This window comes from Bradyrhizobium sp. 4 (assembly GCF_023100905.1).
GTDB lineage: Bacteria > Pseudomonadota > Alphaproteobacteria > Rhizobiales > Xanthobacteraceae > Bradyrhizobium.
The window spans coordinates 6271279-6296079 of sequence record NZ_CP064686.1 but is presented as its reverse complement, the minus strand read 5'-3'; the positions used below and the strand labels follow the sequence as shown (position 1 = coordinate 6296079).

The window sequence follows — 24801 nt, the reverse complement described above, 5'->3', positions numbered from 1 at the left end:
ATCGAATACTCCTCACACTCTGATGTCGACGCCGCTGCTCGATCCGAGCATGCGGCCGTAGCTGCGCCCGACCGGGGCCGCGGGAACTGCGTCCTCGTCGCTGACGATCAGCCGGCGGGCATTGCCGCCATTGTCGTTGTTCTGGCCGGAGTTCTGGCCCGATGAATTCTGATCGCGCAGGCTGAAGGACAGCCCGTTGCTGCCGGTCTTGAGGCCGGCATCGTCGAGCGCGCGCTGCAATTGCGGCGCGTCCTGCCGCAGCATCTGCAGCGTCTCCGGCTTCTCGACGGTGAGATGCGAGGTGACCTGGCCGTTGCGGTCGACATTGATGCGGACGTCGATGCGGCCGAGGTCGAGCGGATCGAGGCTGATGTCGAACCGGGTCTTGCCCGCGCGCGCGGCGGCGACAATTTCGATCGGCACGCCGCTGATCGGTATGGCATTGGCATTCGCCGCGGTCGCCGTGAGCGTCGCGGTCGAAGCGGTCGCGGCCGAAGTGGTATTGGTCAGCGGCGCTTGGATGGCGGAGGCCGCCTGCGCGCTGGCGTCGGTGGTGGGGATAGCGGCCTGCATGCCCGCGTGGGCATGCGGTGTTGCCGTCGCCGGTGCGGCATCGGCGGTGCGGTCGGAAGTCCCTGCCTTGGTGTCGGCCGCGTTCGCGTCGATCGGCGGCTTGTCGGCTTGCGGATGCGCCGTGGTGGCGGAGGCTGCCGTCGCCGAGATCTGCGCGGCGTTCGCCTTGCCGGTGTCCTGACCGATATGGGAGACGTCGCTCGCGCCTTGCGCAGTGGCTGCGGCCTTGAACGAGGTTTTTGGCGTGCCCTGGTCGACGGCGGCGATCAGGCCGCCATTGGTCTTGGCATCGGTCGCGGTCGAATCGGTCGTGCCGGTCGCGGCATCGGCCAGCGTCGCCGAGGTGTCGGCATCGACCTTGGCGCTCGCGGTCTTGGCGCTCTTGTCGCCCGGCGTCGCGGTATCGGTCTTGCTGCCGGCGATCTGCGCCGTGATGGATGCGCTGGCGGCGATGCCGGCGGCGGCAATCGTCAGCGGCGAGGAGGCGGGGCCGGCGGCCTGGTTCGCGGTCGCGTTGGGATCGACCGGCACGGCCACCACGAGTGCATTCGGATCGGGCACGGCGGCCTGCGTCGCGTCAATCTGCGCGGCGGCCGCGGTATCGACGGCGGCGGCGAGGCCATCGGTGCCGTCGGCCTTGTCCGCTTTGGTCTCGTCGGACTTGTCCGCAGACTTGTCGGCCGATTTGGCGTCGGACGCCTTCGGCTTGTCCTTGGTCTTGCTATCAGCCTTGGCCGCATCGGCGGTCGAGTCGTTCTTGGCGTCGTTCCTGGCGTCGTTTTTGGCGGACGCGGAATTGTCGGCGTCGTCGCTGGCCTTGCTCTGCGAGAACTGGTCGCCCGCCGCGCGATCGCGCGGGCTCTTGTCCGAGGCGGAGGACGATGAATCCGGCCGCCGCGGGGTGTCCTGTGCGGAGGACGCCGCGCTGTCGTTGATCGCCTGGGTGTTGCTGTCCACCAGCGAGCCGAAGGAATCGTTGGCGGAGCTGTCTTTCGGGGCTTGCGACCGGGCAGGCTTTTGCTGCGCGCTCTGCACTTGCACGCTTGCCGCTACATCTGACGTACGACCGACCACAGGCAACCCCTTGAAACATCTTCGCCATCAAAAGTAGCAAGGAGCGGGCCAGCCTCGCGCGATGGAGTTTTATTCAGTTAAATCAATAGCTTGACGAATTTGCGCTCCCGCCGCGAGGCCTCTCGAAGCCCCGCCATTTCTGCCTCCCCGGCAAGAATTGCCGTAAACCATGCGGGGTCCGTGATTGCTTCACCGGAAGGCCGCCTATATTAAAGAGACAGCTCTCAGCCGCTTCCGACCGGGCAGGCCGCGCCATTCGGGAACTCTCAGTTCCCAGGGTCGCCGTTGTCCCGCCGGATGCACCCAGCGGATCGCCCAACGCCGCCGTCCACAACGCTTTAAGGCCCATGCTCAACAGTCTGGATCTCGAAGGCCGTCCTGAGGATACCAGGGTCGTCGTTGCCATGTCGGGCGGCGTCGATTCATCGACGACGGCTGCGCTCTTGAAGGCGGAGGGCTACGACGTCGTCGGCATCACGCTGCAGCTCTACGACCACGGTGCGGCCACCCATCGCAAGGGCGCCTGCTGCGCCGGCCAGGACATCCACGACGCCCGCGACGTCGCGGCCAAGCTCGGCATTCCCCATTACGTGCTCGACTACGAGGACCGCTTTCGCGAGTCCGTCATCGACAATTTCGCCGACAGCTACGCGCTCGGCGAGACGCCGGTGCCCTGCATCGAGTGCAATCGCTCGGTCAAGTTTCGCGACCTCTTGAAGACCGCGCGTGAACTCGGCGCCACCGCGCTCGCCACCGGCCATTACGTCGCCTCGCGCCGCCGCGCCGACGGCTCGCGCGCGCTGGTGTGTTCCGCCGACGCCGAGCGCGACCAGAGCTACTTCCTGTTCGCGACCACGCAGGAGCAGCTCGATTATCTGCGCTTTCCGCTCGGCGACATGACCAAGCCCGAGACGCGCGAGCTGGCGCGGCGCTTCGGTCTTGCCGTCGCCGACAAGCACGACAGCCAGGACATCTGCTTCGTGCCCACCGGCCGCTACACCGACATCATCACCCGCCTGCGGCCGAACGCGATGGACCCCGGCGACATCGTCGATCTCGACGGCCGCGTGCTCGGCCGGCACAACGGCATCGCCAATTTCACCATCGGCCAGCGCCGCGGCCTCGGCATCGCAGCCGCCGCGCCGCTGTTCGTGGTGCGGCTGGAGGCCGCCAACCGCCGCGTCGTCGTCGGCCCGCGCGAGGCGCTGAAGATGCACCGCATCGTGTTGCGCGACGTCAACTGGATCGGCGATGGCGACATCGACCGCGCCATCGGCAATGGCCTCGAAATGTTCGTGCGCGTGCGTTCGACCCGCGCGCCCCAGCCGGCGTGGCTGCGCGGCGCGAACGGCCATTACGAGGTCGAGCTCGTCGCCGGCGAAGAGGGCGTTTCGCCGGGACAGGCCTGCGTGTTTTACGACGCAGCCAGTGGTCAGGCCAGCGTGCTCGGCGGCGGCTTCATTCAAAGCGCCGCCGCGAAGGCCGCAAGCAGCACGACGAGGCCGCTCGCAGAAGCGGTCCGCGGCTAAAAAAATATATAGGGCAGGGGCATGGCAGCAGACATCTCGCGGGCCGGGGTCGAGAAGGCCTATGGCCGCTGGGCGCCGGTCTATGATCTCGTGTTCGGCAAGGTGTTCGACGCCGGAAGGCAGTCGACCATCGCCGAGGCCGACCGCATCGGCGGCCGCATCCTCGACGTCGGCGTCGGCACCGGGCTTTCGCTCTCCGACTATGCGCGCACCACCAAGATCTGCGGCGTCGACATCTCCGAGCCGATGCTGCGCAAGGCGCAATCGCGCGTGCGGAGCTTGCGGCTGTCCAATGTCGAGGTGCTCTCGGTGATGGACGCGAAAAACCTCGCCTTCCCCGAAAACTTCTTCGACGCGGTGGTCGCACAATACGTCATCACGGCGGTGCCCGATCCCGAAGGCACGCTCGACGAGTTCGTGCGCGTCTTGAAGCCCGGCGGCGAGCTGATCCTGGTCAACCACATCGGCGCCGAAAAGGGTTTGCGCAAACTGTCCGAGCTGGCGTTTGCGCCCTTGGCCCGCCGCCTCGGCTGGCGCCCGGAGTTTCCGTGGGCCCGCCTGGTCGACTGGGCCGCAAAACACGGCGGCGTCACCCTGGCTGAGCGCCGCCCGATGCCGCCGATGGGGCACTTTTCGCTGATCCGCTACCTCAAATCGTGATCGGGGGCGCGGAACACGCGGGCTGACCCGCGCGTTTCCCTCCCATGCGCACCACATCAAACATCATTCTGGCCAGCCTCCTGATCGCCGCCTCCGGCAGCGCGATCGCGCAGGCCCCGCCCGCCCCGGCGACGCCGCCGCAACAAACCGCGCCGCCATCCCCGCAGCACGCCACCGGTTGCACGCCGCAGGACCGGCCGAACCGCTCAGCCGACGGCACCACCGGCCAGTCCCGGGAACCGCTCGGCGACAAATTGGCCAAATCGGATGGCGTGCTCTGCCCGCCCTCCGGCGTCGATCCCGAGATGCACGCCCCGGCGCCCAGCACGAACGGCGCCATGCCCGTCATCCCGCCCCCCGGCAGTCCCGGCGGCGACCCGACGGTACGGCCGAAATAGCTGTCGCGCCGAAGCCTTGGCGTAGGCGGAGCCTGTTCCGCATCCCCATGCCCGGGCTCGTCCCGGGCATCCACGTTCTTGTGGCCGCGCGACGGCCGTGGATGGCCGGGACAAGCCCGGCCATGACGGATTCAGCGCCAAAAGGCCCAAATCCCCGCCGACATGTCCCGCCGAAGCTTTAGCGAAGGCGGAAGCCTTGGCGCAGGCGGAAGCTTTAGCCAAAGCGGAAGCAAACTCGGATTGACAGCCCGTCGCCCCCTTCCTTATATGCCGCGCGTTCGCGAGATGGCCTTGTTCGGCCCTCGCGACCCTGTGGCGGGGTAGCTCAGCTGGTTAGAGCACGGGAATCATAATCCTGGGGTCGGGGGTTCGAGTCCCTCTCCCGCTACCAAAAAATCAACGCGATATCCAAGGCTCGGGAGCCGTCGTGTCCGGCCTGCCACCTTGAGAGAGCTCTAGGCTCCATTCGCGACCCTGCAGAAGCACTGGGCGCGCCTCATGCCGGCGCCGGCAGTCGGCTTGTGCACAGAGCCGCGGAACAAGGGGACAAACCTCAGCTCTGCCGACTACGAATCCCTGCTGCGTGCTAACCGCCGGAACGATAAGACGGGCCGAGGATTCGTTCCGGCAGGAGCAAGCTCGATGCTGATGACGAAGGAAAGACGACCGGCGATCCGAACGCTGCGCGGATGGGCGCTCAGCGTGCTGCAGGAAGCGGGCGCCATCCACGAATGCGAGGAGCACGGCTGGGCGAAGGACGGGGCCGACCCGCATGCGCGCGAGCACGCATTGGATATAGCCAGGCATGAGCCACCCGAGGGCTTGTCTCCGGATCAGGCCGTCGGGCAAGTGCGCGAGGTTTTGCATTCGATCGGCGATACGTGCCCGGAGTGCCCGCCACGTCCCGATTAGGTCCCCTGCGCTATCGCGCCGCTCGGATCGCGCGCGAGCCTCAAGGCCTTCGACAAGGGTGGAGGACGTGAGGGATATGAGCGGGCTTGCTAAAAGGCCCTTCAAGCGAGCAAGTCTAGTGCGTTCTCGATCGCTGCGCCGGCGGCGGTGTTGTCGAAGATGCACCAAGTCTCACTAGGTGACGACGCAGCACCGAGCCGCACCTTCAGCGATCGCAGGAACGCCCCGTCGTAAGCGGAGTAGTAAATGCGCGGCGCTCCATGCAGTCGAAAATAGCGCAAGCCCGGCCACCCGCCCGGCAGGTCGGCATCGGGCACCCGCGCCGGATCCGCGGCGACGCGGGCAATCCGACGTTCCTTGAGCCAGGCGCCGACCTCGGACGTAAACCAGCTGACGTGACGCGGCTCGCAAGCGAGAGCGGCTGAGGTCCTTTCCTGCAGTGCGCGGAACAGGAACTCCGCATCGGACTCAACGAACATTTTGCGCTGTGCCGAGCCGCAGCTCAGCCTTGACATGCGCGGCCTCTTCCATGTCAGTCCGTAACTGCCATCGGACATCACCGGATGTTTCACAATCTCACGCCGACTTCCGCCGCGTCCCTGCTGTCGGCTTCTTCGCCGTCGCTTCCTTAGCCAGCTTCTTACCGGCGATCGGCATCAGCATCTCCTTCTGAGCCGCGGCAGCCTTCTTCGACTTTTTGGCAGGCTTTTTCGGAGCCTCGGTCTTTGCTGCTGCCCCGCCGACGCTCTTGCGTAGCGCGTCCATCAGATCGACGACGTTCTCGCCTTTCGGCCGATCCTTCGGCACGATCGGCTTGCCGGCGCGCTTCTGGTTGATGAGCTCGATCAGCGCGCTTTCATAATGGTCCTCGAACTTCTCCGGCTCGAATGATCCAGCCTTCTGGTTCACGATGTGCCTGGCCAGATCGAGCATGTCCTTCGTCACTTTGACGTCCTGGATCTCGTCGAAGTATTCTTGCTCGCTACGAACCTCGTAGGGATACCGCAGCAAGGTGCCGACCAGACCCTTGTCCATCGGCTCGAGCGCAATGATGTGCTCTCGGTTGGTGAGCACCACGCGCCCGATCGCAACCTTGTTCATCTCGCGGATGGTCTCGCGGATGACCGCGAAGGCGTCGTGGCCGACTTTTCCGTCCGGACGGATGTAGTAGGGGCGAATTAGGTAGCGCGGATCGATGTCGGCCTTGTCTACGAACTCGTCGATCTCGATGGTCCGCGTGGATTCCAGCGCGATCTCCTCAAGCTCCTCCTTGGTCACCTCGATGAACTGGTCCTTCTCGAGCTGGTAGCCCTTGACAATGTCCTCGTTGGGCACCTCGTCGCCGGTCTCGGCGTCGACTTTCAGGTACTTGATCCGATGACCGGTCTGACGGTTGAGCTGGTTGAAGGAGATCTTCTCGCTCTCCGACGTAGCTGGGTAGAGCGCCACGGGACAGGTGACCAACGAGAGACGCAAAAAGCCTTTCCAGTTCGCGCGGGGGGCCATGGTACGCAACACTCCATTGCGGGGACTTGGACTCAAGACGAACGGCGGGCCGCAGTTCCGACATCAACCGCAGGTGTCCACTGCAAATTGATGCCACGTCCCGGTCAAGCGGCCTGAATATATGGCGGGCGGTCATGACTCATACGGACAAAATAAGAACATACAGCGGTGACCCAACCCATGGCAGATCCTCGGTCATTAGACCTTTGTGGATCAGCCAATCCGTTGCTCTAAGGGGAGCGGCAACCCAGCCCGTCGGGCAAAACACCCGCCATCCCCGTCAACCCCTCCCCGCAAAAATATTCCACTTTGCCGAAATTCGAAAGGGCGCATGTGTCGCTCATCCCGGCTCATCCTTGAGGGGCGATCTCGTTGTCGGCTTGATTGCGAGCCGGGCTTGCGATGGACGCGGCAGCGTCGGCACGAGATGGTGCGGGCAGGGCGGGTAGTCCCTGTGAGCCCGCAACCGCGTGCGGAGCGGCGCTGCTAGGCTTCGTCTCGTCTGTAAGTTTCCGGCTCCGTCGACTGGGCCGGGAAAACTGCGGCGAAATGGCGGGCCGTGCGTACGGCAAAACCCTGTGGTCCTGGCCGTCGTTGCTACGGTCAAGCTGTCGCGGAGGTGTGTGCGAGCCCAACCGGGCGGACAGCATCATCCAAATTCGCGAGGCGAGGGAGGCCAAAAGGAAAGTTCGGCTCCCGGGAGAGCACGGCATAAGCCGTCCAACCATCGCGCAGGGAAGGCCGAGTGATTGGCTACACCTGTATGCTGCTGTGCGGTTCTTTTGCGCTACATCTTCGCGCAGCGGACCGCGGGTGCCAGCCGGCACCCGGCCTTCCTGTGCCCTCTTGGTTTAGAGGGTGGAATGACCAGGCAAAGCTCGGGCGAAACGCGCCGCGAGAACGAGAACTCATGTCCGCTGTTGAAAGATCAGTCGCATCATTTCCGGGATACGTCGAACGGCGCTCGCGCTACGCGGCCATCTCAGGCGGCCCCGCGGCGGGGCCTTCGCCTTCATCTTTGCCTCTGTTTTGCCGTCGGCTTCTCCGGCGCCGCCGATGGCGAGTTGCGTCGAGCTCCGGGGCCGGGGTGGGTATGAACCTGAGATTGCAAAGAAGTTCGCCTCCGAGGGTTTTACGGTGTTCGCGGGACGCCGCGACGGCGCCAAGCTCGAACCGCTCGTCAAGGAGATCGAGCAGGCCGGCGGCGAAATTCACGCGCGCGCGCTCGATGCGCGCAAGGAGGACCAGATCATCTCGTTTCTCGGCGATTCCGACAAGCACGCGCCGCTCGAGGTTTGCATCTTCAACGTCGGCGCCAACGTCAACTTTCCGATTCTCGACACCACCGAACGGGTGTTCCGCAAGGTCTGGGAGATGGCTTGCTATTCCGACTTCCTCGTCGGCCGCGCGCCTGATGCTGCCCCGTGGCCAGGGCAACATCTTCTTCACCGGTGCGACGGCGAGCCTGCGCGGCGGAAGCGGCTATGCAGCCTTTGCCAGCGCCAAGTTCGGCCTGCGGGCGGTCGCGCAAGCGGCGGCGCGCGAATTGGGCCCGAAGAACATTCACGTGGCGCATCTGATCATCGATTCCAGCGTCGACACGGAATGGGTCCGGCAACGGCGGATCGAGCCGCTCGGTCCGAACGCGCTGGATAAATCCCGACCTCCTGATGCCGCCGTCATCGGTCGCCGAATCCTATTGGATGCTCTATCAGCAACCCAAGAGTGCCTGGACCTTCGAGCTGGAGATTCGCCCCTTCGGCGAGAAATGGTAGCGGAGCCGGTTCACGATGGCCCGTGCAAGGGTTCAGAATGAAAAGGGTTCAGGATGAATTGCCGAAGTGGTGTTCTGGAAGCCCCTGTGCGATGCCATGAATGGCCAGAACGTGACCCGCTTGGGGTTCGCGGCTCAATTGCTCGCGATCCAGAAACTTTCTGGCCGTCGTCACGAACAAGGTCTTCAGATCGGTTCCGCCGAAGCACACGCAGGTCGGATTGATCGCCGGCACCGGAATGACGGTGTCGATCCGGCCGTCCGGCCGATAGCGTATCACCCGACCGCTGGAGAAGAATGCGGTCCACAGTCCGCCGGCGACGTCGACACACGCGCCGTCGGGCCTCTCGCCGGAGGCGCTGTAATCCGCGAACAGCCGTCTGTTGCCAATCACGCCGTCATCGAGGTCGAAGTCGAACTGCCAGGTTTGGTATCGCCTCGTATCGGTGAAATAGAGCGTGCGATTGTCGGGTGAGAACGCGATGCCGTTCGTCACGATGACATCGCCGAACATGCGCGCTGTCCGGCCGTCGGCGTCCACGCGATACAGCGCCCCGTTCGGTCGATGCAGCTGGTTGTCCATGGTGCCGATCCATAGCCGGCCCCGCGCATCGACGCGCCCGTCGTTCAGGCGGTTGTCGGGGCCGCTTTCGACCTCGCAGAGCTGAGCTGGAGGACCGTCATTGGACGCGCGGCGATAAAGTCCCAGATCCTGCGCGAGCAGGTGGGAGCCATCCGCCGTCAGAGCCTGACTGCCGAGGAAGTTGCATGCGTACGGAACAACCTGATGAGCGCCTGTCGCCGGATCGAACGATTGATGCAGCCGCCGGTCGACGTCGACCCACCACAGCTTGCGGGATCGGTCGCACCACAACGGCGTCTCGCCGAGGACATCGCCGGCGGCGACCGCGGTCTCGACCCGATGTGCGGGGATCTTGTCGGTGGTCATCCCGATATCCGATTCCAGCCGCGAGCCGGGCGATCAGTCCTCGTTCCAGGAGGCGAGGGCGTGCGCGACGCAACCGTTGATGTGCTCGGTGAGCACGGCTTTGGCGCTCTTGATGTCGCGCTTGAGCGCACATTCCAGCAGCGCCTTGTGCTGGTTGATCGTCTCCGCGCCACGGTAGCGCAGCGCATAGCGGAAATATTTGTCGAACACGATCGCGTGGGTCTGCATCAGCTCGCGCGAACCGCAGCTCGAGATCAGCGCCTGGTGGAATTCGCCGTCGTAGCGTTTGCGCAGCTCGGGATCGTCGCCCTCCTTGAGGACGGTCCGTTCGGTCGCCGCCAGCTTGTGATGCGCCGACACCACGCGGCCTTCCCACTCCACGTCGCCGGCGCGGAACGACTCGGCCATCGCATGATGCTCCAGCAGGATGCGCAGACCGGCGAGCTCACGCAGGTTCTGGATGGAGATCGGCGCCACCTCGAAGCCGCGCTGGCCCTCGGCGACCACAAAACCCTCGGAGGTCAGACGATTGAGGATCTCGCGCAGTGTGCTGACGCTGAGGCCGTAATCTTCCTTCATGGCATCGAGCTTGAGGCGTCCGGATGGCGTGAGCACTCCGAAAATGATGTCGGCCCGGATGCGCTGATAGCCACTGTCGCCCGCCGACAGGGGCCGTTCCTCGAGTGACGTCATGCCTTCTGATCCCACCTGTCGCGATCGGTCAGCCACTTCGGAGGCGGCGGAACCATCAGTGTTGCCAGCAATATAGCAGATTTCAAATGTCGGACGTACGATAAATCATCATATGAATTAGATATCATCATTTGACATAGAAATACATGTGTGATGTCTAAATGGACTGAGGGTGCGAAAAATGATGGCTTAAGCCGCCGTTCGCGCCCGTTCGAACAGGGAGGAAAACGATGAGCTTGCTGGTACGGGCGCTGTCTGCGACGGCGATCTGCGTGGCGCTGACGGTCGGCGCATCCGCTCAGGACGTTCAGGAGCGCACGATCAGGTGGGGACACCTGAACAACACCGATCACCCCGTCAGCTTTGGCGTGCAGAAATTCGCCGAGATCCTGCTGGCGAAGAGCGGGGGCAAGATGAAGGTCCGCGAGTTCGCGGCCTCACAGCTCGGCAACGAGTTGCAGCAGCAATCCGCGCTGCGCGGCGGCACCCAGGAGATGCTCTCGGCCTCGACGACATCACTTGCCACCGTCGTTCCGGAATTCGGTCTGATCGATTTCCCGTTCCTGTTCAACACGACCGAGCAGGCCGATGCTCTCGCGACCGGAAAATTCGGCAAGGCGATGATGGATACGCTGCCGTCGAAGGGGCTTATTGGCCTCGGATATTGGGGCCTGGGCTTCCGCAACGTCACGAACAGCACCCGTCCGATCACCAAGCTCGAGGACTTCAGCGGCCTCAAGCTTCGTGTGATTCCGAATCCGGTCTATCTCGAAAGCTTCAGTGCCTTTAAGGCAAATCCGGTCCCGATGGCTTTCGGTGAGCTGTATTCGGCGCTCGAGACCCGCACCGTCGACGGCCAGGAGAATCCCTACACGGTCATTCTCTCGAACAAGTTCTATGAAGTGCAGAAGTACGTTTCCGCCACCAATCACACTTTCACCCTGAACATCATCCTGGTGAGTAAGATCTTCTGGGACAAGCTGTCGCCAACCGAGCAGGGCCTGATGCGCGAAGCCTATGAAGAAAGCCGCGGCTATCAGAAGGAGCAGACCCGCCTCCAGACCGACAAGGCTCTGGCGGAGCTGCAGGCCAAGGGCATGCAGTACAACGCGATCGCTCCTGAAGAAACGGAGCGCATGCGGAAGGCAGCGCAGCCGGTCGCGGACAAGACGTCGGCCAGCCTTCGTCCCGAGACGGTGAAGCTCTTCAACGAAGAGGTCGAGCGCATCCGCAAGGACGTGAAGTAGTCGACTTCTGCTGTCACGCAGGCGTCGGAGTCGGCCAGTGGTCGGCTCCGCCCCTCATTTGTCCGGACGTCACGCATGGCGCGAGTTCTCGACCTCTATTGCACGTTCCTGAAGGCCGTCATTGCCGCGTGCCTCGCGGTGATGGTGGTCCTGGTCTTCGGCAATGTCGTCCTGCGCTACGGCTTCAACTCCGGAATCACGATTTCCGAAGAGTTGTCGCGCTGGCTGCTGGTCTGGTTGACCTTCCTGGGCGCAATCGTCGCGCTTCGCGAGCACGCCCATCTCGGCGTCGACAGCCTCGTCCGGATGCTGCCGGCCTCTGGCAAGCGCATATGCTTCGTTATCAACTATTGCCTGATGCTGTTTGCCGACTGGCTGCTGCTGTCGGGAAGCTGGCGCCAGACCATCATCAACATTGACGATCGCGCGCCGGCGACCGGTCTCTCGATGGCCATCTTTTACGCGGTCGGCGTGATTTTCGGCGCGTCGGCCGCAGTGATCCTTCTCTACGACCTCGTCCGCGTGCTCACTGGACAGGCGAGCGAATCCGACATGGTGGCCGTCAAGGAATCGGAAGAGCACTGATGTCTTATCGAACCGTGCCAGGCGGCGTCCACATCCAGCAGTCCACCGGGATCGCGTCATGACGATCGCCGTCTTCACCTTCTCGCTGCTGGGCGCCATGGCGCTGGGCATGCCGATCGCCTTTGCGTTGCTCGTCTGCGGCGTGGCCCTGATGAGCACGATCGACATGTTCGACGCCCAGATCGTGGCGCAGAATGTCATCAACGGCGCCGACAGCTTTCCGCTGATGGCGATTCCCTTCTTCATGCTCGCGGGCGAGATCATGAACAAGGGAGGGCTGGCCAAGCGTATCGTGAATGTCGCGCTGGTCGCGGTCGGGCATTTCCGTGGCGGGCTCGGCTATGTCACGATCCTTGCCTCCTGCATCCTCGCGTCGCTGTCCGGCTCGGCGGCTGCCGATGCAGCGGCGCTCGCGTCCCTTCTGGTGCCCATGATGGTGGCGGCGGGGCACAAGAAGTCCTATGCAGCGGGCCTCGTGGCGGCGGGCGGCATCATTGCTCCCGTCATCCCGCCCAGCATCGGCTTCGTCATCTTCGGCGTCGCCGCGGGCGTCTCGATCTCGAAACTGTTTTTGGCTGGCATCGTGCCCGGACTGCTGCTCGGCGCAGGGCTCTGTATGGCCTGGGCGTGGGTGGTGCGGAAAGAGAACCTGACGCCGCCGCCACGGGCCTCGTGGTCGGAGATCGTCAAGGCCGTCGTCGACGGCTTCTGGGCGTTGATGCTGCCGGTCATCATCGTGGTCGGCCTGCGCTTCGGCATCTTCACGCCGACGGAAGCCGCAGTGGTCGTCGCCGTCTATTCGCTGTTCGTCGCGACCTGCGTCTACCGCGAGCTGAAACTGTCGCAGCTCTACGCGATCTTCGTCTCCTCTGCCGTGACGACGAGCATCGTCATGTTCCTGGTCGCTGCGGCGCTGGTATCGTCCTGGCTCATCACCGTGTCCGAGATATCCGCGCAGGTCGTAACCCTGCTGAAGCCCTTCATGGGCAACAACACGCTGCTGATGCTCGCGATCATGGTTGTGGTTGTCATTGTGGGGACGGCGCTCGACATGACACCGACGATCCTCATTCTCACGCCGATCCTGATGCCGATCGTCAAGGCGGCGGGCATCGACCCCGTCTATTTCGGCGTGCTCTTCATCATCAACAATGCGATCGGCCTGATCACGCCACCGGTGGGCATCGTGCTCAATGTCGTCTGCGGCGTCTCCAGGATCAGCATGGAGGATATCATCAAGGGCGTCTGGCCCTTCATGATCGCGCAACTGATCGTCCTGTTCGCGATGGTGCTATTCCCGGGACTGGTGACGATCCCGGCCAAATGGTTTGCCGGCTAGACGCGTCGGCACAAAAGAAGGACAAACGAAAATGGCCGCAAGGATCATGATCCTCAACGGACCCAATCTCAATTTCCTCGGTATCCGCGAGCCTCACATCTACGGCTCGACGACGCTCGATGAGATCGAGGCGAGCTGCAAGGCGCTGGCCGATCAGCTCGGAGTCTCGATGTCGTTCCATCAAACGAACATGGAGGGCGAGCTCGTCAGCCTGATCCAGTCCGCCCATGGCAACGCGGACGCCATCATCATGAATCCCGCGGCCTATTCATTCACCTCGATCGCGCTGATCGATGCGCTGAAGATTTTCGAGGGTGTGAAGATCGAGGTGCATATCTCGAACATCCACGCGCGGGACGAGCTGCACCGCCATTCGATCACGTCGAGTGCCTGCACGGCGGTCATTTGCGGTCTCGGTCCATATGGCTATCTCGCCGCGATGCTCGCGGTCGTCCAACGGTTGGGGCAATTGCCTGAGACCATCGCACCGGCTCTGCACGGGCTTGCGGCCGGCGGCAAGGCGTAAGCATGGAGGGCGCAATGCGCGGCACGGGATTTCTTGCCATCTGGAGCGACGTCGAGGCTCACGACCTGACCGACTACCGGCACTGGCTGACGCGTGAGCACACGACCGAGCGCGTGACGACGAAGGGCTTCCTGGCATCGCGTGTCTTCCGCGCGGCAAGGGACGACATCGACCGCTTCTTCATTCTGTATGAGCTGGAGACGCCGGAGGTCCTCGACGGCGAGGCCTATCTGGCGCGCCTCAACGCACCGACGCCGTGGTCACAGCGCATCATGCCGAAGCTCGGCAATTTCATGCGGGGCGGCGGTGTCATGAGCGCGCGGAAAGGGCGGGGCGAAGGCGCATCAATCGTGGCGCTCCGGATAGAGACGTTGCCGAAAGATCTCCAGGGTCTGGCTCAGGCGCTCGTTGCGTGCGACGGGGTTGCCGCCGTGCAGATCGGCGCGACTGACGAGGCGCGGACGTCGGTGCGGACGACCGAAAAGGGCATGCGGAAGAACGAGGGCTTCTTCGCGGGGCTTTTGCTGGTCGAGGCGCTCGACGTCGCCTCGTTGCAGGCTGCCTTGCAGCGGGCAAGCGAGCTTGCGCCCGACGTCATGGCCGGGGCGAGCGAGCCGGAAGTTTATCAAAGCATGTTTGCGCTCGACGCCCGCATCGCGGATTTCGGTTGACGACAACGTTCTCGCTCGCCGCGCTGACCTGCTCGAGCTTGCGCTGCCTGCTGCTCGACGCCAGATTGGTTTGAATTGCTGGCTGACGTGGCATCCCGATACCCGCGGAACGCGCCGCGTCGGGAGTGCACCGCTTCATCGCGGGGTCCGCAAAAGGCGGCGACGGCGGCTTCGTTCGAGCTCGCGTGATCGCCGCTCCGAACTAGGAACTCTTGCGCACCATCGAGGCTTGACTCAGCGGGCCAGCGTCGCCGCCGATTTGCTGGCCTGCACGGCCCCGCCTCCAAGCCCCCATACCCCCCAGGGTGGGGCCGTGTCTCTTCGCAGGAGATGCAATGCCTGAGCCGACCGATCACGACATCAGAGAACGTGCGCACTGGCTTTGGGAGCGAGCTGGCAAGCCGGAAGGCCGCGAGGAAGAGTTCTGGCACGCGGCCGAGCAGGAGTTGCGCAACGAGGACAAGTCGAACCCAATGCGGACGCCGGATACGCTGTGACCGACAAGAGATGCCCATTCTGCCACGGTCTGGGATGGGTCTGCGAAAACCATCCGCTCCGCGCCTGGAGCGAGGAATTGGGCGGCTGCCGCTGCGGTGAGGGCATGCCCTGCACCTGTAATGTGACCGAAGATCCCGAAACAAGAGCAGTGATCGTCGAAGCGGACACGACGTGGCACTAAGACCTGGCATTGAAGGCGGAACAGAGCCTTCCAGCCGGAATTGAGGTTGTGAGCAGCACGGGCTGCGACGCAGGCCCGTGGCTTCGGCGGGGTTTGCGGTGGACGAGCGGCAAAAGATAGAGCACCAGATCGAACTCGCAACGCGAGCGGCTGCGCTCGTCAAAGACGAAACCACCGTCCAGCGATTCAAGAACTTCGCCGAGGAGCTTAAGCAAAAGCTGCTTCGCATGATGCGGCGCGGCAAGGTACGAGCGCGCGCGTACGAACTCTGGGAGCAGGCCGGTCGCCCGGTCGATCGGGACGTGGAGTTTTGGCTCGAGGCCGAACGGCAGATCGAAGAAGAGCGCGATCAGCGGAGGCTCTCGGATCCCTCAGACAAACGATAGAAGTTCCGGTAGCCACACCGGCAGCACACAAGCTTCGGCCGCGCGTTCCGCGGACAGAGAAAAAGCCGCCGAGTTCTTCACCCGGGCGGCCTCAAAAGTTCGTAGCTGTTGGTCGCCTCTCCAGCCTGGTGCGTACCGCCGTTACCTTGTTTGCGGCCATGCAAGATCATTCTAGGCCGAGGCGCTCGATTCTGCTGTGACCTGAAGCACACATTGAAAGGGTGATATCGGGAAGCTTGCGAGGGCACCGACTTTGATGGGACTGCTCCGTCATGCTTTACGCGCCGGCCGCGACACCCAGGCGGCCGATGCCTGGAAGCTTCAGCGCGGGGCGGCGGATGTCGAGGCCGAGCACCGCGCCGAGGAAATTGATCTCTACCCCTTCGACCCAGCCGATGGTCATGCCGAGATAGCCCGACAGCGAGGCGTAGAGCCCGGTGCCGGACGCCGTGATGCCGGCCCAGCGTCCGCTGTAGGGAAAGTCCTTGCCGATGGCGGTCGGCGGCAGCACCGCGCGCAGCTCGGGAACGGCGTCCAGCGCGGCCTGCACGAAGGTGTTGGAATTCGGTCCCGGCCAGGCACTGTAGTCGCCATAGGCCCGGAACTTGTAATTCTCGATGACGGAACGGATCTTGGGAATTAGCGCTTCGGCCCGCGCGCCGTCGACGGCGACGACGGTTTCCGGGAGGGCGCCGAACCAGCGGCCGTCGGGGGCAAAGCCGTTGCTGCGAATCGGGTCGCCCCAGCCCGTGTAGTCGTATCGGCTGTAAGTGGCGGCGCCCTTCTCCTTGACGACGATCCAGGTGTGGACGGCAAAAATACTGCGCCAGCGCACCGTGCGCGCGGCGAACACGCGGATCAGCGCGTCGGGATTGGCGGATGCGGGCGGCAGCAGGCCGGCGCTGGAGCGATCCGCCGTCTGCCAATTGCCGCGGCCGTCGCCGCGCAAATAATAGCGGCCGGCCGACACGCCGATCGGCAGGAAGATCAGCAGCAGGAACAGAATCAAGGATTTCCTCAAAGGCCAACGGCGGTCAGGCGGGACGATGTCACCAATATAGTTCGCAAGGTACGCGGCGCCAGCGCTCTCCTGCTCTTGCATTCGGGTGGTGCGGCCATATGTTGCGTCCATGAGGAAGTTGTCGCTCGTCGAGGACCAGGCCATCCAGGCGCGAATCGCGTACATCGCGGGCGCCGAGATTTTCGATCGCCTCTTCGCCGGCATCCGGTTCGACGAAATCGACGGCAATCTGCTGTTTGCCATTGCCAGCGACGAAGACTGCGCAGCCGAGATCGAGGACGAGTTCTCGCACCAGCTCGCTGTGGTCGCAACGCATATCCTCGCGCAGAGCGTGGACGTGGTCGTGGTGCTGCCGAAGGTCCTGCAATAGCTGCCTGCCGGTTAGCCTTATGCCCGTTCAGGCCGCTTGCCTTTACCCCTGTCTCTGCTTTTCAACGCAATTGCAAAATTGTAATGACGTCATTGGGCGCTCAGGCCCGAGGCGCGTTATCGACGGAGCTCGACGGGAGGGCTCGTCCTCGCTCGCCTCTATTTGCGAAACAAAGTTGGATACACATTGGCGCCCACCAGGAAAGCCCGGGCCACGACCGGCGCGATAAAGACAAAAAGCAAGAGCTCGAAAAGCAAAGGCTCGACAAGCAAGAGCGCGAAAAGCAAGAGTTCGAAGAGCACGAGTTCGAAAAGCACGAGCTCGACAGGCAAGCGCCCGGACAAGAGCGCCTCGCGTTCCGCGATCGCCTCCTCATCGCCGCTCGGCATGCTGGCGCTGCATCTGCTCGATCACTGGGAGAAGTCCGGCCGCGACGGCCTCGTCTTCCTCTGCGATGACGAGAGCAGGGCAGAGCGGCTGGGCGGCGTAATCCACGCCCTCGATCCCTCGGTCGACGTGCTGGTGTTTCCGCGCCTGAACACGCTGCCCTTCGACGGCCTCGAGCCCTCCCGCGAGATCGCGGGCCGGCGCAGCTCGGTGCTGCGGCGTCTCGCCAAGGCAAAGAAACCCGTCTTCCTGGTGTCGACCGCGGAAGCGATCATGGAACGGCTGCCGCTGCCGGCGAGCTGGTCGCGGTCGAGCCTCACGCTGAAGGTGGGCGCACCCTATTCCGGGCCCGAGCTGGAGACGCGGCTGGAAGCTCTCGGCTACGATCTCGACGAAGAGGCGGAGTATCCGGGCGGCGTCCTGTTCCATGGCAAGACGTTCGAAGTGTTTCCCGCCGGCGCGCTCGCTCCCTTCCGGATCGAGCATTCCGGAGACACGATCCGCAAGATCGTCGCGGTCGATCCCATCGAGCACGAGGTCGTCTACGAGACCGCCGAATTGATCATCGATCCCATGTCCGAACGGATCGCGCTGGGAGCTACGCGCGGACAACGGGCGACGCTACCTGATTATTGCAGCCGCGCGCGATGGATCGCGGATGCCGGGGTATCGGCCCACGCCGAGAGCTGGCTGGGCACGATCGAGGACGCCGCCGGCCGCAGGGACGCGGAGCGCGAGTATCTGGGGCAGGCGGACTGGAAGCAGCTGAAGAAGCGCATCAGCGTGCTGCCGCGCAAGGCCGCCTTCATCTCGACGCCGGAGTTCTCGAAGCTGGCTTCGCCGCGCAAGGCGCTTCGCGCCTTTGTCGCCGATATGCAGCGCGGCGGATCGCGGCTGCTGTTCGTCGCGGCCGTCGAGGACGACCTTCGCGCGATGGAACGCATGAGCGGCATCAAGGCGGAGCGCCTGGCCGATTGGAGCGAGGTGACGAAGGCACGGAGCCGCGAAGGCGCGCTGCTGGCCGATTTCGACGCGGGGTTCATTGGCGCCGGCCGCAAGCCGCTTGTCGTCGTGACCGCGTCCGACGTGCTCGGCAGCCGGGCCCATCATCCCCAGCCGATGGCGCGCGCCTGGAACCCGGCGTTCGATCATCCCGACGTGCCCGAAAAGGGCGCCGCCATTGTCCATCTGCAACGCGGGCTCGCCGTGCTCGACGGCTTGCAGACCCTGGACATGGGCAAGGGATCGCGACGCGAGATGATCAGGCTCAAATTCGCGGGCGACAATGCCGTGCTCGTACCGCCGTCCGATCTTGCCGTGATCTGGCCTTATGCCGGCGAGCCCGGCAAGCTGACGCTGGACAAGGCGGACGGCAGCAGCTGGTGGGCGCGGCGCACCGAGGCGGAAGCGGAAATCCAGGTCGCCGCCAAGGCGCTCGCCAAACACATCAGCCAGCGCCTCCGCCGTCGCGCACCCAAACTGGTGCCGCCGGGGCCGGCTTACGAAAAATTCGTCGCACGGTTCCCCTATTTCACAACAGTGGACCAGGGCCAAGCGATTCAAGACGTCCTCGACGATCTTGCGGCGGGCCATCCCATGGACAGGGTGATCTGCGGTGACGTCGGCTTCGGCAAGACCGAGGTCGCGCTGCGGGCGGCGGCCGCCGTGGCGCTGTCCGGCAAGCAGGTGGCGATCGCGGCGCCGACCACAGTGCTGGCGCGGCAGCATGTCGAAACCTTCCGCAAACGGTTCGGCCCTCTCGGCATCGAGGTGGGAAGCCTCTCGCGGGCCAGTTCAGGCCCGGAGACGCGAGAGACCAAGGAGGGGCTGCGGCGCGGCACGCTGAAAGTCGTGGTCGGCACGCAGGCGCTTGCGGCAAAGGACGTGAAGTTCGCCGATCTTGGCCTCGTCATCATCGACGAAGAGCAGCATTTCGGGGCGGCGGAGAAGGCGAAGCTTTCAAGCCTCGCCAAGGGGGCTCATTCGCTGTGGATGAGCGCCACGCCGATCCCGCGCACGCTCGCGGCGGGACTTGCCGGCTTCAGGGACCTCAGCGTGATTGCCTCGCCGCCGGTTCATCGCCTTCCCATCGTGACCAGGATCGCGCCGCTGTCGGACGCTGCCATTGCCGCCGCGCTGCTCCGCGAGCGCAGGCGGCATGGTCAGAGCTTCCTGATCTGCCCGCGCATCCAGGATCTGGAGCCGATGCTGGCCCGTGTGCAATCGGTGGCGCCGGAGCTGCGCATCGTCTGTCTTCACGGCAGACTGCCCGTGGACGAGATCGACGACCGCATGATGAGTTTCGTCGACGGCGAGGCGGATGTGCTGCTGGCGACCAATATCGTGGAAAGCGGTCTCGATATTCCACGCGCGAACACCATCGTGGTGTGCTGGCCCGAAAAGTTCGGGCTTGCACAGTTGCATCAGCTCAGGGGACGGGTGGGACGCGGCGGCACGCGCGCGTTTGCTCATTTGCTGACGGAATCGACCTCGGAGCAGTCCGAGAAACGTCTGGCGGTGCTGGAGGAGTTCAGCAAGCCGGGTGCCGGCTTTGCGATCAGCGAGCGCGACCTCGACCTCAGGGGCGCCGGCGATCTGTTTTCGGAACAGCAGTCCGGCCACGTCCAGGTGTTCGGACCCGTGCTCTACAGTCATCTGCTGAAGCGGGCGTCCGAGCGAGGCAGCGATACCGGCGCCGATCTGTGGGTCCCCGATCTCAATATGCCGTTGGCCGACATGCTGCCTGAAGGCTACGTGCAATCGGAAGCGGTCCGGCTCGAGATCTATGGCCGCGCTGCCAGGTGCCGAAGCGACGACGATCTGGAAGACCTGGAGGAGGAGATCTCGCGTCGTTTCGGCAGACTGCCGCCGGAGGCCCGCGACTTCTTCGCATCCGCCAGGCTCCGGATCGATTGCAAACGGCGCGGCATCGTCAGGCTCGATGTCGGGCCCGAGGCCGTCGCCGCGACGTTCCTGCCAGGGCGGCTGCGGAAATTCAGGGGGAAGTCGGAGGGCCAATTGCTGCAGCGCGACGGCGACCGCGTCGTCTACGCCGGTCGCCGTGATCAGGACCCGTTCAAACGCGTCGAGGAATTCCTCGACCCCCTCGACGCCTAGGGATCATTCGGTCTGCTCGACCGCCGCGGGCATTTTCGCCACCGACATCAGCGAGCGGGCCACCTGGTTGAGGAGCTGATCGGCGTTCTCCTCCTCGGCCAGCGATTTCGACAGCAGGGCGACGATCGCACTGTGGCGCAGCTGCTGGGCGAGGTTGCGCGCAGTAGTGTAGCCTGCGATCTCGTAATGCTCGACGCGTTGCGCTGCGCCGATCAGGGCGAGGTCGGCCGCCGCGTCCTCCTTGTCCTCGCCCTCGGCCATGACTTCCTGGCCCTCCTCGACCAAGCCCATCATGCCCTTGCAGGGCTTGGCGCGGGCGGATTTACCGAGCATTTCGAAGCATTCGTTGATGCGTTCGACCTGCGCTTCGGTCTCGGCGAGATGCTGCTCGAACAGCTCACGCAATTGGTCGAAGCGGGCGGCCTCCGCCATCTTGGGAAGCGCCTTGGTCAATTGCTTCTCGGCATGCAGGATATCGCGCAGCTCGTTGATGAGCAGATCGCCCAGACCGGCTTCGTCTGCGGGTGGCGAACTCTCGGTGACGATGGCCGAGGCCGGACCCGGTTCGCCCGCCTGAATCGCCGGCGACTCCGTGAAGACCCAGTCGCCGCCCTCGTTCCACGGTCCGCGCGTGTCGATCTCGCCATGATCACCGGCGCCGGTAGAATCGTTGAAGAACTGATCCACGAGGCCGGGTGTCGGGGCGATGCGGCCGATGCTGAACGCCGGCTTGCCCATGCTCTCGAGCGCGAGCGCGAACGCCTTCATGTGCGTGATCTCGCGGGTCATCAGGAACTGCAGCGCGTCCTTGCTGCCGGCGTCGTCGCAGAAATTGATCAGCCGCTCGTAGACGATCTTGGCCCGCGCCTCTGCGGCGATGTTGCTGCGCAGATCGACGTCGAGCTCGCCGGTGATCTTCAGATAGTCGGCGGTCCAGGCATTGCCCTGGGAGTTGAAGAGATTGACCCCGCCGCCGCCCGCGATGGCGATGAGGGGATCGGCTTCGGCTGCCTGGCGGTCGAACTTCGACGGCTTGAGATGCATCCGCGCCAGCGTGCCGACCACTTCCAGATGGCTGAGCTCTTCGGTGCCGATGTCCATCAGCAGGTCCTTGCGATCGGGATCCTCGCAGTTCAATCCCTGGATCGAGTACTGCATCGCGGCAGCGAGCTCGCCATTGGCGCCGCCGAACTGCTCCAGCAGCATGTTGCCGAAGCGGGGATCCGGCTCGTCGACGCGCACGGTGAACATCAGCTTCTTGACGTGGTGATACATGGAAGGACTCTCGGATTGGAAGGACAGGAAAGAAGATGTCTTCCGAACGGGCGGCTTCAGCGTTCGTTCCTCGCGAAACGACCTGCGCCGATGATGTCAGGCGCAGGTCGTTCGAAGTCGATCGGCAGGATTGCGGGCGGGTTCGTTCAGCGTTGATCCGGACGCTTGGCAGGCGGCCCGCTCTTGTTGCCCGGTGCGCCCTGAATATGCGCCGGATCCTGCGATTGCACGGCGGTGTTGCCAGTGGAGCTCGTCGAGCTCGATCCGACGGTCTCACCAGGCTTGGCGGTCGGCCCGTTCTTGTTGCCGGGCTGTCCGGCAATGCCGGCTCCCGAATTCTGTGCGCTCGGCGCGGACGAAACGTCAGGCTTGCTGGCCTGCGCCCAGGCTGCTGCAGGCAGCGCGAGAGCGGCGAGGATAACGGCACCTGTGAACTTCATCTCGGTGTTCTCCGACTGATGCCCCATCTACTCGAACGCCGGTAACCTGCGTGCGTTCCCTGTCGTCATCAACTCGACAGCCTCGGCTCACCGTGTCACGACGAACTATCCCGGCAGTGGCGCCTCCACGACGTCAAGCAGTGCGCCGAGGCCCTGGCGCAGGCGGCGCGTGGCGATGTTCTCGGTCGCGAGGCCGAATACCACGAGGGATCGCCCGGTCATCGCATAAACATGCCCGAATTCGAATGCGGGCATCTGCCCCTCCGGTTGATTGGTGTCGATCAACCCGATCCAGCTGCGTCCCTCGGCGACCGCGGGCAAGGTGAAATTGACGACGTCGTGATGAGCATTGTAGATCAGCAGCATGGTTGCGTCCGAACCGCGGCGCTTGATCCCGGTCTCCTGGGCGCGGCCGTCGAGCAGCAAAGCGAAACATTTGGCGTTGCCGTCCTGCCACTGCTCCGTCGTCATTTCCTCGCCAGACGGCGCGAGCCACGTCACATCCTTGACGTCCAGCTCTTCGTTGTGTGAGCCGACCAGGAAGCGGCTGCGGTAGAGAATCGGAAATGCCTTGCGCGTCGCGATCAGCTTGCGGGTGAATTCGCGTAGGCTGCGGCCATTCGCGGTGATGCCCATCCAGTCGAGCCATGTGGTCTCGTTGTCCTGGGCGTACGCGTTGTTGTTGCCGTGCTGGGTGTGTCCGAATTCGTCGCCGGCTAGCAGCATGGGCGTGCCGTGGGACAACAGCATGGTTGCCAGCAGATTGCGCTTCTGGCGCTCGCGCAGGGCAATGATCTCCGGATCGTCCGTCGGTCCCTCGGCGCCGCAGTTCCAGGAGTGATTGTTGCTGTGGCCATCGCGATTGTCCTCGCCATTGGCCTCGTTGTGCTTGTCATTGTACGAAACGAGATCATTGAGATTGAAACCGTCATGGGCGGTGACGAAGTTGACGCTGGCCCATGGCCGGCGACCGCGCTTGTTGAAGAGATCGCCGGATCCAGACACGCGCTTGGCGAAGTCCGCGATCGAACCCTCGTCGCCTTTCCAGAAAGCGCGCACGGTGTCTCTGAATTTGTCGTTCCACTCCGCCCATCCCGGCGGAAACTGACCGACCTGATAGCCGCCCGGACCGATGTCCCAGGGCTCGGCGATCAGCTTGACGCTGGAGAGCACGGGGTCCTGGCGGCACGCATCGAGAAAGCCGCCGCCTTCGTCGAACCCGTAGGGCTCCCGTGCCAGGATGGTGGCGAGGTCGAAACGGAAGCCGTCGACTCGCATCTCGGTCGCCCAGTAGCGTAGGGAATCCGCGACCAGTTGCAGCACGCGCGGGTGCGACAAATTCACCGTATTCCCGGTACCGGTGTCGTTGATGTAATAGCGCCGCTGGTCCGGCAGCAGGCGGTAATAGCTGGCGTTGTCGATGCCCTTGAATGACAGCGTCGGACCGAGTTCGTTTCCTTCCGCGGTGTGATTGTAGACGACGTCGAGGATGACCTCGATGCCATGGGCGTGGAACTGGTTGACCATGGTCTTGAATTCGTTCGCGAACGGCGTCTTGAGGTAACGCGGCTCCGGCGCGAAGAAGGCAAGGGAGTTGTAGCCCCAGTAATTGCGCAGGCCTTTCTCGACCAGGTAGCTGTCGTCGACGAAGGCATGGATCGGCAACAATTCCGCACTGGTGATGCCAAGCGATCGCAGATAGGCCGGAACTTCCGAGTGCGCGAGACCGGAGAACGTGCCGCGGTCTGCGTCGGGCACCAGCGGATGCAGCTGGGTAAAGCCCTTGACGTGCATCTCGTAGACGATCGTCCGCTCCCATGGCACTTCCGGCTTGCGCGCGGCGCCCCAGGTGAAAGCCGGGTCGATGACACGGCATTTCTGCATCAAGGGCGCGCTGTTGCGTTCGTCGTAGGAGAGATCCTTGTCGGCATGGTCGAGCTGGTAGCCGAACAGCTCCGGTCCCCAACGCAACCGGCCGACCAGCTGCTTGGCGTAGGGATCGAGCACGAGCTTGTTGGGATTGAAGCGGTGTCCCGCGTCGGGTTCGTAGGGGCCGTGGACGCGGTAGCCATAGACGGTGCCGGGACGGGCCGAGGGCAGATAGCCGTGCCAGACTTCGTCGGTATATTCCGGGAGTTCGATCCGCTCCAGTTCGGTCTCGCCGCTGTCGTCGAACAGGCAGAGCTCGACCTTGGTGGCATGGGCCGAAAACAGCGCGAAATTGACGCCGAGCCCGTCCCAGGTGGCGCCAAGCGGAAACGGCTTGCCCTCGCTGATGCGGGAGCGGCGCAGGCTCGATGCCGCCCGCGTCAGGGCGTCATCCGAATGTACTGTTTGATCCATTGTTCCCCGTACAGCCCTTCAACAATTTGGTGCACTTGCTCTCACTTGCGCGTCGCCCGTTCGCCGACCGTCGCAGAAGTAATCACGGCGACAGGAGGCACATCGTCTGGCTTGGGCAGCGTGGTTGCCCTTTGCAGCGCCGCCTCCTTGCTGATCGCCGCAATCGAGTTGCCGATCCGCTCCACGATGCTGGTCAGCTCCGCATCGGATAGCCCGAGACGCTTTCTGACGAGGCGCACCTGAGTAGGGTCGGCCAAGTCGAGTTTGTTGCGGATCGGCTGCGGCTTCGAGCGGCGCATGTCGAAAACTCCTGTGTAGAGTTGCAACCACCCCTCAGGCGATTCCGT

24 protein-coding genes, 1 tRNA gene and 1 pseudogene are annotated in these 24801 nt (G+C 64.0%); 15 read left to right on the top strand and 11 right to left on the bottom strand.

Translation table 11 applies throughout. From position 1 onward, the window contains the following. Positions 1-12: 12 nt before the first annotated feature. Positions 13-1647: a flagellar hook-length control protein FliK gene (locus IVB45_RS30045; protein WP_247358329.1), complete on the bottom strand. Its 1635-nt coding sequence runs from the start codon at positions 1645-1647 to the stop codon at positions 13-15. A gap of 347 nt (positions 1648-1994) precedes the next feature. On the opposite strand from IVB45_RS30045, the gene mnmA reads away from it, so the two are divergent. The 5 genes from mnmA (at position 1995) to IVB45_RS30020 (ending at position 5146) form a co-directional block, all read left to right on the top strand. After that, entirely contained in the window at positions 1995-3176 is a 1182-nt protein-coding gene (mnmA, locus tag IVB45_RS30040) for a tRNA 2-thiouridine(34) synthase MnmA (protein ID WP_247358330.1), read from the top strand. Positions 3177-3197: 21 nt separating this feature from the next. Continuing rightward, complete coding sequence (locus IVB45_RS30035; protein ID WP_007614059.1) at positions 3198-3836, top strand: class I SAM-dependent methyltransferase; 639 nt, start codon at positions 3198-3200, stop codon at positions 3834-3836. A gap of 44 nt (positions 3837-3880) precedes the next feature. After that, on the top strand, positions 3881-4234 hold the full coding sequence (locus tag IVB45_RS30030) for a hypothetical protein (RefSeq protein WP_247358331.1): 354 nt from the start codon (positions 3881-3883) through the stop codon (positions 4232-4234). A 314-nt stretch (positions 4235-4548) separates the two neighbouring features. Further along, positions 4549-4625, top strand: a tRNA-Met gene (locus IVB45_RS30025). 251 nt (positions 4626-4876) lie between these two features. Then, a complete protein-coding gene (locus tag IVB45_RS30020) occupies positions 4877-5146 on the top strand; it encodes a hypothetical protein (RefSeq protein WP_247358332.1) in 270 nt (89 codons plus the stop codon). A 101-nt stretch (positions 5147-5247) separates the two neighbouring features. On the opposite strand, the gene IVB45_RS30015 is transcribed toward IVB45_RS30020, so the two are convergent. After that, positions 5248-5661 (bottom strand): DUF72 domain-containing protein, encoded by a 414-nt coding sequence (locus tag IVB45_RS30015; RefSeq protein ID WP_247358333.1) that lies wholly within the window; start codon positions 5659-5661, stop codon positions 5248-5250. Positions 5662-5722: 61 nt separating this feature from the next. Continuing rightward, positions 5723-6652, bottom strand: a complete 930-nt coding sequence (locus tag IVB45_RS30010) for a Ku protein (protein WP_247358334.1) — start codon at positions 6650-6652, stop codon at positions 5723-5725. Positions 6653-7708: 1056 nt separating this feature from the next. On the opposite strand from IVB45_RS30010, the pseudogene IVB45_RS30005 reads away from it, so the two are divergent. Next, a pseudogene (locus IVB45_RS30005) lies at positions 7709-8427 on the top strand (SDR family NAD(P)-dependent oxidoreductase). Between the two features lie 48 nt (positions 8428-8475). Here IVB45_RS30005 and IVB45_RS30000 read toward each other — a convergent pair. Together IVB45_RS30000 and IVB45_RS29995 are read right to left on the bottom strand one after the other, a co-directional pair. Further along, positions 8476-9375, bottom strand: coding sequence for an SMP-30/gluconolactonase/LRE family protein (locus IVB45_RS30000; protein ID WP_247358335.1), 900 nt, complete (start codon positions 9373-9375; stop codon positions 8476-8478). 33 nt (positions 9376-9408) lie between these two features. After that, positions 9409-10068, bottom strand: a complete 660-nt coding sequence (locus tag IVB45_RS29995) for an FCD domain-containing protein (protein ID WP_247358336.1) — start codon at positions 10066-10068, stop codon at positions 9409-9411. 230 nt (positions 10069-10298) lie between these two features. Here IVB45_RS29995 and IVB45_RS29990 point away from each other — a divergent pair, with 230 nt between their 5' ends. The 7 genes from IVB45_RS29990 to IVB45_RS29960 all read left to right on the top strand — a co-directional run bounded on the left by IVB45_RS29990 (position 10299) and on the right by IVB45_RS29960 (position 15501). After that, positions 10299-11315: a TRAP transporter substrate-binding protein gene (locus IVB45_RS29990; protein ID WP_027570442.1), complete on the top strand. Its 1017-nt coding sequence runs from the start codon at positions 10299-10301 to the stop codon at positions 11313-11315. 75 nt (positions 11316-11390) lie between these two features. Then, positions 11391-11900: a TRAP transporter small permease gene (locus IVB45_RS29985; protein ID WP_106942116.1), complete on the top strand. Its 510-nt coding sequence runs from the start codon at positions 11391-11393 to the stop codon at positions 11898-11900. Between the two features lie 58 nt (positions 11901-11958). Beyond that, positions 11959-13239, top strand: coding sequence for a TRAP transporter large permease subunit (locus IVB45_RS29980; protein ID WP_247358337.1), 1281 nt, complete (start codon positions 11959-11961; stop codon positions 13237-13239). A gap of 31 nt (positions 13240-13270) precedes the next feature. Then, positions 13271-13765, top strand: coding sequence for a type II 3-dehydroquinate dehydratase (locus IVB45_RS29975; protein ID WP_247358338.1), 495 nt, complete (start codon positions 13271-13273; stop codon positions 13763-13765). A 14-nt stretch (positions 13766-13779) separates the two neighbouring features. Continuing rightward, positions 13780-14436 (top strand): hypothetical protein, encoded by a 657-nt coding sequence (locus tag IVB45_RS29970; RefSeq protein ID WP_247358339.1) that lies wholly within the window; start codon positions 13780-13782, stop codon positions 14434-14436. A 335-nt stretch (positions 14437-14771) separates the two neighbouring features. After that, positions 14772-14933: a DUF2934 domain-containing protein gene (locus IVB45_RS29965; protein ID WP_247358340.1), complete on the top strand. Its 162-nt coding sequence runs from the start codon at positions 14772-14774 to the stop codon at positions 14931-14933. 280 nt (positions 14934-15213) lie between these two features. Further along, positions 15214-15501, top strand: coding sequence for a DUF2934 domain-containing protein (locus IVB45_RS29960; RefSeq protein ID WP_247287712.1), 288 nt, complete (start codon positions 15214-15216; stop codon positions 15499-15501). Positions 15502-15778: 277 nt separating this feature from the next. On the opposite strand, the gene IVB45_RS29955 is transcribed toward IVB45_RS29960, so the two are convergent. Beyond that, the gene (locus IVB45_RS29955) at positions 15779-16510 is read right to left on the bottom strand and encodes a DUF3750 domain-containing protein (RefSeq protein WP_247358341.1); all 732 of its coding nucleotides are present in this window, start codon (positions 16508-16510) and stop codon (positions 15779-15781) included. A 121-nt stretch (positions 16511-16631) separates the two neighbouring features. Between IVB45_RS29955 and IVB45_RS29950 the strand changes: the two genes are divergently transcribed. Next, complete coding sequence (locus IVB45_RS29950; RefSeq protein WP_007595982.1) at positions 16632-16892, top strand: hypothetical protein; 261 nt, start codon at positions 16632-16634, stop codon at positions 16890-16892. 158 nt (positions 16893-17050) lie between these two features. On the opposite strand, the gene IVB45_RS29945 is transcribed toward IVB45_RS29950, so the two are convergent. Beyond that, complete coding sequence (locus IVB45_RS29945; protein WP_247358342.1) at positions 17051-17281, bottom strand: hypothetical protein; 231 nt, start codon at positions 17279-17281, stop codon at positions 17051-17053. Between IVB45_RS29945 and IVB45_RS29940 the strand changes: the two genes are divergently transcribed. Continuing rightward, the gene (locus IVB45_RS29940) at positions 17280-20396 is read left to right on the top strand and encodes a DEAD/DEAH box helicase (protein WP_247358343.1); all 3117 of its coding nucleotides are present in this window, start codon (positions 17280-17282) and stop codon (positions 20394-20396) included. The genes IVB45_RS29945 and IVB45_RS29940 overlap by 2 nt on opposite strands. Before the next feature lie 3 nt (positions 20397-20399). Here the strand turns inward: IVB45_RS29940 and IVB45_RS29935 are convergent, their stop codons facing one another. From IVB45_RS29935 to IVB45_RS29920, 4 genes are all read right to left on the bottom strand, one after another. After that, positions 20400-21671: a DUF892 family protein gene (locus tag IVB45_RS29935; protein WP_027570451.1), complete on the bottom strand. Its 1272-nt coding sequence runs from the start codon at positions 21669-21671 to the stop codon at positions 20400-20402. Between the two features lie 146 nt (positions 21672-21817). Beyond that, entirely contained in the window at positions 21818-22111 is a 294-nt protein-coding gene (locus IVB45_RS29930; RefSeq protein ID WP_027570452.1) for a hypothetical protein, read from the bottom strand. Positions 22112-22216: 105 nt separating this feature from the next. Continuing rightward, positions 22217-24454, bottom strand: coding sequence for a glycogen debranching protein GlgX (gene glgX, locus IVB45_RS29925; protein ID WP_247358344.1), 2238 nt, complete (start codon positions 24452-24454; stop codon positions 22217-22219). A gap of 41 nt (positions 24455-24495) precedes the next feature. Beyond that, positions 24496-24753, bottom strand: coding sequence for a DUF3606 domain-containing protein (locus tag IVB45_RS29920; protein WP_027570454.1), 258 nt, complete (start codon positions 24751-24753; stop codon positions 24496-24498). Positions 24754-24801 lie beyond the last annotated feature (48 nt).